Source organism: Bacillus sp. PS217 (assembly GCF_037963535.1).
Lineage (GTDB): Bacteria > Bacillota > Bacilli > Bacillales > Bacillaceae > Bacillus > Bacillus subtilis.
The window spans coordinates 2,610,486-2,622,858 of record NZ_CP150157.1 but is presented as its reverse complement, the minus strand read 5'-3'; the positions used below and the strand labels follow the sequence as shown (position 1 = coordinate 2,622,858).

The following is a 12,373-nucleotide window of genomic DNA, read 5'->3' as shown; positions in this document are numbered from 1 at the left end:
TCTGATGGATATGAGGTAAGGTGTGTTCTTAATAGCCACCAAAGAAAGATGTCCCAACGATGATTAATAGGATGAATAGAACTACAATTAATGGAAATGACCTCATAACATCACCTTCCTTAAAAGAGGATAGTACATGATATGCAGATCGAGCTTATTCGATAGTGATGCTAGTTTACTTGATGTAAAAATATTTTTAAGGCTGGACTGCTAACTGATCTTTATTAGTTATTGATCATACTTATTATTTTGGAATGAATCCGTTTCAAAGTGATGTGTTGTTCTCGGCCAATCGCTGGTTAATGTTCCTGGTGCAATCGAGCTATATGAAGACATCCCTCTTTTATGAAAGTACACCCAAAACTTCTCTCTCTTGCAGACCCTTAATCATTTGACTTGCATATCGAGCGTAAGCATGCCTCATCTAAAAATAAAGTGCACCATCTGCCATTTGTTTTAACATTTTTAAGACAGTAATGCACACCTTTTGCGTTGAGCAAATGGAACAGGCTCAGAAGGGGCGAGCTGCTCCTTACTTCACCCAGATAAAAGACGGGGATAGACGGCATGCACCGAAGCTAACTGAAAGTTAAATTGAAATGAAAAAAGGGGCATGTTAAGCCCCCTTTAAGACTATCGAGAGCTTCTCAATAGCCTAACGCATTGTATGTTTAACATGTTTTAATTTTTCACAACGGATAAACTGACACTGTTGCCTGAGACTGTTACTTTAGCGAAGTCTTGTGTATCAATTACAGGTGTTATTGCTTTGTTGTCGATGGTGATGTTTGTAAAAGATGTTGAAAAGTTTGATTTGATAGATTGGCGTGAACCTGTTGTTGCAACTGTAGCGAGCGCTTTCCATTTGGAGATGGAGCCGACATTTGTTTTGCTGATCTCTGAAATGAGACGGCCGTTGTATCCCGCATTGTTTGTGCCCCAGTATGTAGCGCGTGTATTGCCGTTAAGGTTTTTGTAGATGGTAAGTTGTACGGTGCTGCCCGGACGGAAGCCTTTCGTATTCGTGAATTGGCTTCCTCCTTCGAGGTACTGAACCTGATCCTGTCCTTTTGAACCGACTTTCATATATGGTTTCCATACGTTATATTTATCACTGTACTGAAACCCGATATCGGATTCTGTGCCTCCGCTAAAGCCAGAGTAGATATAGGCTGTCCCATTTGAAACCTGAATGGAGCTAGGAAGCTGGATTTTCGTAACAAAAATGGCACCAGTGCTGTTCAAGTAAGCCCTCCCGCCGATTCCATCAGTTAGCTGTGATGCAGCTTCTGCGGTTTTTGGGCTAATAATACCCGGCACATCTACTGCACATGTGCCAAAAAGCACAGTTGCCGTAAGCGCACCCGCAAGCAGTCCTTTTTTCATCATCATTATTTCCCCCTATCATTATAATTAGAAAGCGTTATCATCTTGTATTATAAAACATTATGAAAATAATTCCATAATAAACATGAAAATAGACACAGAATTTACACATTATGACTTTGTGTATCTGGCAAACGGTCGATTCGCAATCTCGAAAAATGTCCTGTGAAGTGTACATGTTACGATAACTTTTCAATCGATACTTGTGCTTTATTGTAATAGAAAAGCTATAGAGATGGGGTAGAAATAAGAGGGGAAAGAGCGAAAACACTGTAATCAGATATGTGTGCATAACTCAATTGTTTATTAGAAAAGAAGTGGGCTTTTTCAGCCCGCTTCTTAGTTCATGTTTCCCTTCAGGAGACTGTCTTTTTCATTTACATTGGATAACAAACCCGAATTCATACTTCTCCCTTTTATAAATTTACTGAAAAATTGTTTATCACCAGAGCCCCTTACATTCAACGTCCAACACGACTCCTTTGATTTTCATCTAATATTTCAAACAATTTTTTGTACTTTGATATGACTACTTGGTCCACAATTTTATGGCCAGAATTGAAAAAGGTGATTGAGCCCGATCCTTTACCAAGCTGGTTACGATCTGCAAGAACTTTTTTCAACTGTTTTGCAGTACCGACACTGCCTGAAATAATATCAACTTTTATCCCAAACAGTTTTTCAAAACTGTTTTTGAAAAACGGAAAATGAGTGCATCCTAACACAATCGTTCCATATTGTTTCAGATCAAAAGAAGATAGTTCGTTCTTTAGATATTTAATGATTTTGTCTTCACTAAAATCAAAGTTCTCAGCAAATTCAACTAGTCCTGGAAGAGCTAAGCAATCAACAAGGTCATGGTGATCAATTTCTTTAACTAGATTATGAAATTTCTCTTCTTTAAGCGTCAAATTAGTAGCAACTACCAGAACTCTTTTTCTTTCCTCTGTACATTTATTTATAGCAGGCTTTACAGCGGGTTCGATTCCGATTATCGGAAAGTCGAAGTTTCTCCGAAGATCCTCTATCGCAATGCTAGTAGCTGTATTACACGCAATAACAAGAGCTTTGATATTTTGACTGGCCAGAAATTCAGCTGCATTGAAAATATATTCTTTAACTTTACCCTTTGATTTTTCACCGTATGGAACGTTTAACGTATCTGCATAAAAAATGTAATCTTCATAAGGAAGAACTTTTATGGCCTCATACAATACAGTCATGCCACCAATTCCTGAATCAAAAAATCCTATTTTCATCACTTCTCACGCTTTCTGTCTCATTCTTTTTTTATCATATGACTTTATATCATCTGAATCAAACGAAAAAGAACCATTTTACTATTCAAATTTAATATGGGAGCTATCGATTATTCGAATAGGGAGCAAAACTTGAGAAGGGGAGATAAGATCGAAATGTTGGTAATGTATTGTGGTTGTGGTGAAATTATCAAGATCGCATCGTATCAATGTGATGATTGATAACCCGATTCAAATTAGCTTTGAAAATGTAGGAGTATTTAGATTTCCAGAGTCAGTGGATGAAATTACGAAAAAAAAAGCAAACTGCCTGTCAAAGTTTGCTTTTTGCTCTATCAATGAGGTGCGCCTATATTTTTATATCCTCTTGGCAAAGCTGATTTAAAAGCTGCTTAACCGAAATTTCCTCAGTCAATGACCGTATCCCTTGACCTGCCCATAAAGACATCTGATCATGGTTATTTTGAAGTGAAGCCTTCTGTCTCATTGCCTTCGTTAGTGTATTTTGATAAGGGTACGGAAGGGTTTGTGTCTCAAACTGTTCTTTTTCTTCCATCCATTTATTTACGATTCCTCTGGCCTCTTTACCTGAAAATAATGTCGTAAGCTTTGTATCTGCTTCGTTTGCTTCTAGTATTTTCTGTTTATGTACTGGATGTGCGTTACTCTCGTGACAAATTAAAAAGGCAGAACCGATTTGAACGCCTTGGGCTCCAAGGGTTAAAGCTGCTTTTACTCCTCTGTGGTCTATCATTCCCCCAGCAGCTATGACAGGTACGCTCAGTGCATCTGCTGCTTGTGGAATCAGAGCCATTAAACCTACGGCAGATTCACCTTTGGAAGGTAAGAATGCTCCGCGATGTCCACCGGCTTCACTTCCTTGAAGGACTACTATATCCATTCCCCGTTCTTCCATTAACAATGCTTCTTCTACTGTTGAAGCGGTTCCTATTAAACAGCATCCAGCGGTTTTTAGCTCCTTTACTGCGTCTTCAGGCGGCAGATCAAAAGTGAATGAGCAAGCCTTAACCTTATATTTTAAAATTAGATCAATTTTTTGATAGAAGTCATCCCACTCTTCTTGTACAGATGTGAATTGATTTACTTGATTAGCTAACGGTATGTTTTCTTTCCACTTTTTAACCTGATCTTCTGGTGGCATTTCTAGACCAAGCGGAACAAACACATTAATTTGAAAAGGAGCGTCTGTCAGCTCAAACATTTCTTTTATCTGTTGTTCTAGCAGGTCTGGCGTAAGATACCCCGATGCTAAGCTGCCAAGAGCACCTTGATTCGAAACTGCAGATGCAAGTCGGGGCTTTGTAATACCGCCGGCCATTGGAGCTTGAATAATCGGTTTTGTTAAGGAAAACTTCTTCATAAATTCATTCATACCGAATCCCCCCGTTAAGACATGATTTTTGAAAAAGTGTCATTTTTAAGTTTACTCAAAAACTCGTATTCGCTTAAATATATTGTTTTCCTTCTTTTTGTCAATCTCTCATACCAGTTAACATGTCGATAAAGCAGGGGAGATTAAAGTGTGTCAAAGAGTGTCGTCCCATGGCGGCTCTACAAAAAACTGAATATTCATGTAGTCCTTCATAGTTGATATCTGATTTTGAGATGTCTTGCATCTTAATTTTGAATGATATATAGAAGGACTTCATGTAAAATAAAGCTTAGAAGAATACATCACATTCAAGAGTAAAAAAATCTATAAGACGTACAGATCAATATTCGGTTTTACAGTTAGATATTAAGGCTGAAACGGAGGAACATGCGATGCGAAGTGAGCAGGAAATGATGGACATTTTTTTGGACTTTGCTTTGAACGATGAGAGAATCCGATTGGTCACTTTGGAAGGGTCGCGTACAAACAGAAATATCCCTCCTGACAACTTCCAAGATTATGACATCTCGTATTTTGTAACTGATGTAGATTCTTTTAAAGAAAATGATCAGTGGCTCGAAATCTTTGGGAAGCGCATTATGATGCAAAAACCAGAAGATATGGAGCTTTTTCCTCCCGAATTAGGTAATTGGTTTTCATACATTATTCTTTTTGAGGATGGCAACAAATTAGATCTAACCCTTATTCCAATTCGTGAAGCAGAAGACTATTTTGCTAATAACGATGGTTTGGTTAAGGTATTGCTTGATAAGGATTCGTTCATCAACTATAAAGTGACCCCAAATGATCACCAATACTGGATGAAAAAGCCGACTGCAAGGGAATTTGATGATTGCTGTAATGAGTTCTGGATGGTTTCGACTTACGTAGTAAAAGGATTAGCAAGAAATGAAATCCTTTTTGCCATTGACCATTTAAATGAAATTGTACGTCCTAATTTATTGAGAATGATGGCCTGGCATATCGCATCTCAGAAAGGGTATTCATTTAGTATGGGGAAGAACTATAAATTTATGAAACGGTACCTTTCAAATAAAGAATGGGAGGAACTCATGTCTACATATTCTGTGAATGGGTATCAGGAAATGTGGAAGTCTTTATTTACTTGCTATGCATTATTTAGAAAGTATTCAAAAGCTGTATCAGAAAGTCTTGCATATAAGTATCCTGATTACGATGAAGGCATCACTAAGTATACGGAAGGTATTTATTACTCAGTAAAGTAATAAGAATATAGGATTGTTTTCATATGATATTTGATTCTCGCTGACAATGGAGACCAAGGAGTCACCATGTTTGTAAAAAGATGCGTAAATCGTTATGTTTAAGAATGTCTACGCATTTTACTATGATTATTCTTGTCCAAAATTTTTGTTCTTTTTAACGAAACGAGGCATTATAATTAACCTATAGGCACATTAAAAAATAATAGAATGTAAAGGAGGATTTTTGTGTTCCAAACCTTAGACCATTTTTTGAAATCTTGGGAGTTCGAAGCAGATGCTACACAGAAACTATTAAATAGTCTGACTGATGAATCACTTAAACAAGAAATAACTTCACAAAATTGGACTCTAGGCCGTATTGCTTGGCATACTGTTGCTGCCATTCGCATCATTACCTCAAACACAGACTTAACGTTCCATGCCCCAGCTGAAGATTATCCTGTTCCAACTTCGGCTCAGTTTATAGCTGACAGCTATCATCAAGCCAGTAATGCATTTGTACAGGCATTAAAAACCCAATGGACTGACCATACACTTCAAGAACGTATCAACTTTATCGGACAACAATTGCCTAACGGTTCACTTTTGATGTTTTTAATTCAACATCAAAATCACCATCGGGGACAAATGACTGTTCTTATGAGACAAGCAGGGTTAACTGTTCCAGGTATTTATGGTCCAGCAAAAGAAGAATGGGCAAAATTTGGTTTGGAAGCCCCGAAAATGTAATCAACCTTTTTATAAAAAAGTTACGCTATGACAACATATAAGAAGATGTTTTGATCTATCTTTTTTCAAAACATGTTCTTTTTTTGTTCGTTTACCAATGATAAGAACATATTCGAATCATTTTTATTCCAAACCACTTCAAATGACAACGTTCTTCCGCTTTATTGTTGGCCTATTCCCAACGATGTAAGTATAATTTTTAATGCTGTCAAATCTTCGATACACATATCTATAGATTCCTCTCTAACAAAACCCCCGCTTTTTCTGCCATCACTCGAGGTGGGGAAGGCATTTCATTTTTCAACCACCATTCGACTACTCCTACGTATGCATTTGCAACAAATTCAGCAGCGATCGATGGTTCAGAAATTCCAATGAAACATTCAGGTGTTGCTCAATTTTTGAATAAAAGCAGCTGCGCCAAAAGGAAGCCTATTGGAAGAGTCTAGCTGAGTTGGAACGTCTTCTCAAAAGGGAAGGCAATTTATTTACTGTAATTCATACAATGAGTAAAGCCTCCCAGGTATAATCTTTACTTCGTTCGACAAATTCTGCAAATTGTAGACAACTTCCTGATTATTTGGATAATTAACTGGATAGGAGGGGAAAAGTTGTCATATTTCATTATACTTATCATCGGTCTATTAATCGGAGCATTGGTAACAGCAGCAGTCGGTATCATCTCTTCAAAAGTAGAGGTAATCTCGACGAAACTACAATAGAATCTAAAGAGGAAGAACAGAAAAGTTTTTATACGCTGAAATAAAGCAGAGAAGAGCATCTCCTACGGGGGTGTTTTTTATAGAGGAGTTGGAAAAACTGAATCAGACTAATTTACTTTTAAGATTCACCCTTGAAATGGCTGCACTAATCTCCTTAGGGGTGTTTGCTTGGATAAGCTTTAATGGTTATTTTAAATATGTTTTAACTTTGGTTTTGCCTTTTGCAGTTATGATTGTCTGGTCTGTATTTGCAGTACCTAATGATCCTAGTCGAAGTGGACAAACTGTAATAGCTGTAAACGGGGTAACAAGGTTAGTTATTGAATTATTGATCTTTGCAATGGCTGTTGCAGCGTTTTATTTTAGTCATTTAAAACTAGTTGGTATTGTCTTTTTATGTCTAATAATACTCCACTACATCTTTTCAGCTGAGCGTATCAAATGGCTTCTAAATCAATAGTTTTTCATTTCGGCACTCGTTATTAGAGTGCTTTTTATCATTCTCTGCAGAGCCAGTGATTCTCAGATTAGATTATTGAAGGTTAACGGCTTGGGCACAGTTGCAGTTTAGAACGCATTTTTCAATAAAGAAGGCGCTCATTCGAAATTCATCATTAAACAATTGTACAAAAGTAAAATTTGTATTTAGAATGTAGTAATAAATAGAAATTCTACATAGGAGGGTATCTTGTGGAAGAAAAGAAAAAAGCTTTAATCATTGTGGATGTACAAAAAGCCTTCGATGATAAAAAATGGGGGGAACGGAATAACGTAAAGGCGGAAGAAAATATTAGTAAAATACTAAAATTATGGAGAGAAAAAGGATGGACAGTCATATACATACAACACACTTCTGATAAACCTCATTCTTTATTCCATCCAAAGAATGAAGGGTTTGCGATAAAGGAAATAGTTAAGCCTATGGATGAAGAAGTCATTATAACCAAGACAGTAAATAGCAGCTTTATTGGTACGAATTTAGAAGAATTCTTAAAATTAAATGAAATAACCACTGTAGTCATAACTGGTTTAACCACGCCTCACTGCGTATCAACCACCACAAGAATGAGTGGTAATTTAGGGTTTGATACATACCTGATTTCAGATGCAACAGCAGCCTTCGGAATGAGAGACCAAAATGATACATATTATGATGCGGCGACTATTCATAATATATCTCTAGCTACATTGCATGATGAATTTGCCACAATATTGACAACTGATCAATTAATAAATGATTTTATAAAAACTCACTGATGAAAAACGTTTTGGCACAGTAAGCGGCAGGCGCCTTTCCGATAGGAAGGGCGCTTTAATTCGATTTCCTGCTTTATTTGCTCAAAGGAGATGTATCAACGTTTCTTTATCGACAAGCAAGGGCAGATGAATGAAGCAAAGTGGCAAGGCTATTCCATGAATCTTTCAATCAATATCCTTTTATGGATTTACTCGTCAAACGCTAAAAAAAGATCATTCATTTATTTTTGAAATGCATAAAGTACTAACAAGAGCATATTTTAAAAAGCATTTCTTTTTTGTTGGCATTCAGCATGGTGAAATGGTTGTTGTCGCTCTATTAAAACATCGTGATAAACCCGACATTAACTTGATCGATTATATAGCAGCAGGTGGAATAACATTAATCAAAATGGGGGGATTTTCAGTATTGAACATGTTGACGGTGACTAATGAGGCTAAAAAATCTTACAATTCCTTAAAAGAGCCGGCATGGTATTTAGAAGTATTAGGAGTTTCGCCATTTTATCAGGGAAAGAGTTTAGGCAGCAAAATGATTAATGACTGTCTCATATCTTTTATTTCAAAATGCGGGGACGGCATTTTGGCCCTTATCATGAATACTGATCTCAATGGATCATTTTACAAATCGTCCTGATTTTATATTTAAAGATTATCATAACCTTTCATAAAGATGGAGGTCGAATGAATGTCTTCAAAAGAAAAAAAGAGTGTAACCATTTTGACGGAAAGTCAATTGTCTTCGAGAGCATTTAAAGATGAAGCGTATGAATTTTATAAAGAATTGCGAAAATCACAGCCTCTCTACCCATTATCTTTAGGAGCTCTGGGGAAAGGCTGGCTCATATCGAGATATGATGATGCAATACATTTATTAAAGAATGAAAAATTAAAGAAAAACTATGAAAATGTATTTACCGCAAAAGAAAAACGTCCTGCTCTATTGAAGAATGAAGAGTCTTTAACAAAACATATGCTTAATTCAGATCCCCCTGATCATAACCGCTTGCGAACTCTTGTTCAAAAAGCATTTACGCATCGGATGATTTTGCATTTGGAAGACAAAATCCAGCATATCGCAGATTCTTTATTGGATAAAGTGCAGCCCAACAAATTCATGAACCTAGTAGACGATTATGCGTTTCCATTGCCGATTATCGTGATAAGTGAAATGCTCGGCATTCCCTTGGAAGATCGTCAAAAATTCAGAGTGTGGTCGCAAGCAATTATTGATTTTTCAGATGCCCCTGAAAGACTTCAGGAGAATGACCATTTGTTAGGGGAATTTGTTGAATATCTGGAATCCTTAGTTCACAAAAAAAGGAGAGAACCTGCAGGAGATTTAATCAGTGCATTAATTCAAGCGGAAAGTGAAGGCACACAATTAAGTACAGAAGAATTGTACTCGATGATTATGCTGCTTATCGTTGCAGGTCATGAAACAACCGTAAACTTAATCACCAATATGACATATGCTCTGATGTGTCACGGTGATCAATTTGAAAAGCTCCGCCAGCAGCCAGACTTGATGAATTCAGCCATAGAAGAAGCATTGCGGTTTCACAGCCCTGTTGAGCTAACGACAATTCGCTGGACGGCTGAACCGTTTATACTGCATGGGCAGGAGATTAAACGGAAAGATGTGATCATCATTTCTTTAGCATCAGCAAACCGTGATGAAAAGATATTTCCAAATGCCGACATATTTGATATTGAAAGAAAGAACAACCGCCATATTGCTTTTGGCCATGGCAATCATTTTTGTCTTGGTGCACAGCTAGCCCGCTTAGAAGCAAAGATTGCGATTTCCACCTTATTACGCCGCTGTCCAAATATACAGTTAAAAGGCGAAAAGAAACAAATGAAATGGAAAGGGAATTTTCTGATGAGAGCACTCGAAGAACTGCCGATTAGTTTTTAATTTTTTGGGGATATGTGATTTTCAAACATATCTTGTTTTACTCCTCAATTAGATTAAACGATAGTAAAAGCTGTAACATAAAAATTTGATATGATAGCTTTTCAAAACAAAGTTTAGCATTATTTATGCCTACCGGGCATGAAGATGTCTTGCAAACACCAATAGTTTCATCCTATCGGTGTTTTTTATTTGTTTTCAGCCTCATTTGGACAAACAGCTGTTACATAGTAAACGTTTGTTAAGATAAAATAATGGAGGGCATAGTTTCTAATGAGAAAAATAATGATAGATGGAAAAGACTTTGAAAATATAGAAGTTTTACATGATGTTTTAAAAGATAAATCTTTATGGGATTGCCTGACAGGGTGGGTGGATTTGCCGCTCACTTTAGTCTTGAAAAATTTTGAGTTCATACATTTTTAGGTTCATACGCTGACGATGTATTAGAAGTTTTACAAGAGGCTCAAGAGGAACTAAAGGACGAATTTAAAATAATAATAGAGTAGACTTTCTGTTTTGCGAATTTTAACAATTTTCGTTCGCGGAAAAAGGCAATGGGCACCGCAAATTCAATTTTCGGTGAGACCGCAATAACTTTTTGGCTTCTGATAAGTTTCTTATGATGTTGGTATCAAGTCACACAAGTACATAACTCTCCCATGACTTCTTTCTGATGTAAGTTAATTTCATTATGAGTTAATCACGGGGATAATTTTATTCTGTGAATAATATTTTAAAGGGATTTAAATTTAAATAATATTTGATTATCGAATAAAAATTCGTTATTATTTAAATTGGATGAAATATAATTCTGTTAAGGGTATTGGGGGTTGTGAAATGGGTATTATGCTTGACGAAACTGATAAGGCCATCTTAAGAGAATTGCAGGAAGATGCTTCAATATCAAATTTAAATTTATCTAAGAAAATTGGGCTTTCACCATCAGCTTGCCTTGCAAGAACAAAGAACCTAGTAGAAGCAGGTATAATTAAAAAGTTTACGACTATTGTTGATGAGAAAAAACTTGGAATCGAAGTCACAGCACTAGCTCTCATCAACTTATCACCCTTAAATAGGGAGACAATTCATTCATTTTTAGAGGATATAAACAAATTCCCACAGGTTCAAGAATGCTACACACTTACAGGAAGCCATGACTATATGCTTAAGATTGTGGCGAAGGACATGGAGAGTTATCGGAATTTTATCATTGATTCATTAATGCAGAATCCTGCTATTAGTGGAGTTGACACAAGCATAGTCATGAGTACAGAAAAAAGAACTGTCAGTGTGCCAATTGATGAAATGTAGGAGGTTGTTGATTTGAATAAAAATAAAGAATCGTTACATTTAAGCTCTCCTGCTATAAACACTCATATGAATAAGAGAAGTCAAATATGGGCTGCATTTCGTTCTGCATTCCCATATACCATTCCGATTTTTGCGGGGTTTTTATTTTTGGGGATAGCTTATGGAATCTTTATGCATTCTTTGGGATTTAGCGCAATCTATCCAATCATCATGAGTTTTATGATATTTGCGGGCTCAATGGAGTTTGTTGCAGCGAATTTTTTACTTGGTGCGTTCAACCCTATGAATGCTCTTTTTTTGACGTTAATGGTCAATGCCCGGCATTTGTTTTATGGAATTTCCATGTTGGATAAGTACAGGGGGACTGGAAAGAAAAAGCTTTATCTGATTTTCGGAATGTGCGATGAGTCATTTTCTATCAATTATACCGCTAATGTTCCGGCGAATGTTGACAAGGGCTGGTTTATGTTTTTTGTGACACTGCTTAATCATTTATATTGGGTCGCGGGGGCAGCGATAGGAGGTATTTTTGGGTCGTACGTGAAGTTTAATACCGAAGGGCTTGATTTTGTGATGACTGCTCTGTTTATTGTGATATTCATAGAACAATGGATGAAAGAGAAAAAGCATTACAGTGCTCTCTCAGGACTTGGACTTTCAGTAGCCTGTCTTATCCTTTTTGGCGGAAACCAATTTATTATTCCTGCTATGCTCGCCATTTTAGGGGTACTGACTGTTCTGAGAAAACCATTGGAGAAAGCTGAGGTTTCCGTATGACGATGACTATGACGCAGCAAATGATCACCATTGCAATGGTCGTGCTAGGAACAATGCTGACACGGTTCCTTCCATTCATGATTTTCCCGTCTGGCAAACCGACACCGAAATATGTACAGTATCTTGGTAAAGTGCTGCCATCAGCGGTAATCGGGCTTTTGGTCATTTATTGTTTAAAAGATGTGAGTCTGCTTTCTGGAAGTCATGGCATTCCTGAATTAGTTGGAGCAGCTGCAGTTGTACTGCTTCACTTGTGGAAGAAAAATATGCTTCTTTCCATAGCGGGGGGAACCGTTGTTTATATGGTTTTGGTGCAATTGGTTTTTTAACCGATATCGGAAACTATCAAATCATGCTTTTATTAAACTTGA

13 protein-coding genes and 2 pseudogenes are annotated in these 12,373 nt (G+C 36.9%); 10 read left to right on the top strand and 5 right to left on the bottom strand.

What is annotated here, in order from left to right:
* Nucleotides 1-28 precede the first annotated feature (28 nt).
* The 4 genes from NSQ83_RS13635 to NSQ83_RS13620 form a co-directional block, all read right to left on the bottom strand.
* Entirely contained in the window at nt 29-106 is a 78-nt protein-coding gene (locus NSQ83_RS13635) for a YjcZ family sporulation protein (protein ID WP_072175780.1), read from the bottom strand.
* A gap of 575 nt (nt 107-681) precedes the next feature.
* Nucleotides 682-1,389: a YrpD family protein gene (locus tag NSQ83_RS13630; RefSeq protein WP_015483480.1), complete on the bottom strand. Its 708-nt coding sequence runs from the start codon at nt 1,387-1,389 to the stop codon at nt 682-684.
* 458 nt (nt 1,390-1,847) lie between these two features.
* Nucleotides 1,848-2,645, bottom strand: coding sequence for a glutamate racemase (gene murI, locus NSQ83_RS13625; RefSeq protein WP_198878612.1), 798 nt, complete (start codon nt 2,643-2,645; stop codon nt 1,848-1,850).
* A gap of 349 nt (nt 2,646-2,994) precedes the next feature.
* The gene (locus NSQ83_RS13620) at nt 2,995-4,038 is read right to left on the bottom strand and encodes a nitronate monooxygenase (protein ID WP_015714372.1); all 1,044 of its coding nucleotides are present in this window, start codon (nt 4,036-4,038) and stop codon (nt 2,995-2,997) included.
* 392 nt (nt 4,039-4,430) lie between these two features.
* On the opposite strand from NSQ83_RS13620, the gene aadK reads away from it, so the two are divergent.
* Together aadK and NSQ83_RS13610 are read left to right on the top strand one after the other, a co-directional pair.
* The gene (aadK, locus tag NSQ83_RS13615) at nt 4,431-5,285 is read left to right on the top strand and encodes an aminoglycoside 6-adenylyltransferase AadK (protein ID WP_032722230.1); all 855 of its coding nucleotides are present in this window, start codon (nt 4,431-4,433) and stop codon (nt 5,283-5,285) included.
* 225 nt (nt 5,286-5,510) lie between these two features.
* Nucleotides 5,511-6,014, top strand: coding sequence for a DinB family protein (locus NSQ83_RS13610; protein WP_015251612.1), 504 nt, complete (start codon nt 5,511-5,513; stop codon nt 6,012-6,014).
* A 229-nt stretch (nt 6,015-6,243) separates the two neighbouring features.
* Here NSQ83_RS13610 and NSQ83_RS13605 read toward each other — a convergent pair.
* A pseudogene (locus tag NSQ83_RS13605) lies at nt 6,244-6,360 on the bottom strand (TetR-like C-terminal domain-containing protein); the annotation flags it as partial.
* A gap of 464 nt (nt 6,361-6,824) precedes the next feature.
* On the opposite strand from NSQ83_RS13605, the gene NSQ83_RS13600 reads away from it, so the two are divergent.
* The 8 genes and pseudogenes from NSQ83_RS13600 to azlD all read left to right on the top strand — a co-directional run bounded on the left by NSQ83_RS13600 (nt 6,825) and on the right by azlD (nt 12,331).
* Entirely contained in the window at nt 6,825-7,196 is a 372-nt protein-coding gene (locus NSQ83_RS13600) for a DUF2568 domain-containing protein (protein WP_080287627.1), read from the top strand.
* A 230-nt stretch (nt 7,197-7,426) separates the two neighbouring features.
* Nucleotides 7,427-7,993, top strand: a complete 567-nt coding sequence (locus NSQ83_RS13595; RefSeq protein ID WP_014480365.1) for a cysteine hydrolase family protein — start codon at nt 7,427-7,429, stop codon at nt 7,991-7,993.
* Between the two features lie 301 nt (nt 7,994-8,294).
* Nucleotides 8,295-8,630 (top strand): GNAT family N-acetyltransferase, encoded by a 336-nt coding sequence (locus tag NSQ83_RS13590; protein WP_240304213.1) that lies wholly within the window; start codon nt 8,295-8,297, stop codon nt 8,628-8,630.
* A gap of 51 nt (nt 8,631-8,681) precedes the next feature.
* Nucleotides 8,682-9,914, top strand: a complete 1,233-nt coding sequence (locus NSQ83_RS13585) for a cytochrome P450 (protein WP_032722227.1) — start codon at nt 8,682-8,684, stop codon at nt 9,912-9,914.
* A 270-nt stretch (nt 9,915-10,184) separates the two neighbouring features.
* Nucleotides 10,185-10,420, top strand: a pseudogene (locus NSQ83_RS13580) (barstar family protein).
* A 331-nt stretch (nt 10,421-10,751) separates the two neighbouring features.
* Nucleotides 10,752-11,225 carry an azlBCD operon transcriptional regulator AzlB gene (gene azlB / locus NSQ83_RS13575; RefSeq protein WP_015251617.1) on the top strand — a complete coding sequence of 158 codons (474 nt, stop codon included), beginning with the start codon at nt 10,752-10,754 and terminating at the stop codon, nt 11,223-11,225.
* A gap of 12 nt (nt 11,226-11,237) precedes the next feature.
* Nucleotides 11,238-12,002, top strand: coding sequence for an azaleucine resistance protein AzlC (azlC, locus tag NSQ83_RS13570; protein WP_015251618.1), 765 nt, complete (start codon nt 11,238-11,240; stop codon nt 12,000-12,002).
* On the top strand, nt 11,999-12,331 hold the full coding sequence (gene azlD / locus NSQ83_RS13565) for a branched-chain amino acid transporter AzlD (RefSeq protein WP_003245988.1): 333 nt from the start codon (nt 11,999-12,001) through the stop codon (nt 12,329-12,331). Before azlC ends, azlD begins: the two co-directional genes overlap by 4 nt.
* The last annotated feature ends 42 nt before the right edge of the window (nt 12,332-12,373 follow it).

Coding starts and splice junctions, on each gene's coding strand:
- NSQ83_RS13585 (WP_032722227.1), top strand. CDS start 8,682: ATGTCTTCAAAAGAAAAAAAGAGTGTAACCATTTTGACGGAAAGTCAA.
- murI (WP_198878612.1), bottom strand. CDS start 2,645: ATGAAAATAGGATTTTTTGATTCAGGAATTGGTGGCATGACTGTATTG.
- aadK (WP_032722230.1), top strand. CDS start 4,431: ATGCGAAGTGAGCAGGAAATGATGGACATTTTTTTGGACTTTGCTTTG.
- NSQ83_RS13620 (WP_015714372.1), bottom strand. CDS start 4,038: ATGAATGAATTTATGAAGAAGTTTTCCTTAACAAAACCGATTATTCAA.
- NSQ83_RS13635 (WP_072175780.1), bottom strand. CDS start 106: ATGAGGTCATTTCCATTAATTGTAGTTCTATTCATCCTATTAATCATC.
- NSQ83_RS13590 (WP_240304213.1), top strand. CDS start 8,295: ATGGTTGTTGTCGCTCTATTAAAACATCGTGATAAACCCGACATTAAC.
- azlB (WP_015251617.1), top strand. CDS start 10,752: ATGGGTATTATGCTTGACGAAACTGATAAGGCCATCTTAAGAGAATTG.
- azlD (WP_003245988.1), top strand. CDS start 11,999: ATGACGATGACTATGACGCAGCAAATGATCACCATTGCAATGGTCGTG.
- NSQ83_RS13630 (WP_015483480.1), bottom strand. CDS start 1,389: ATGATGAAAAAAGGACTGCTTGCGGGTGCGCTTACGGCAACTGTGCTT.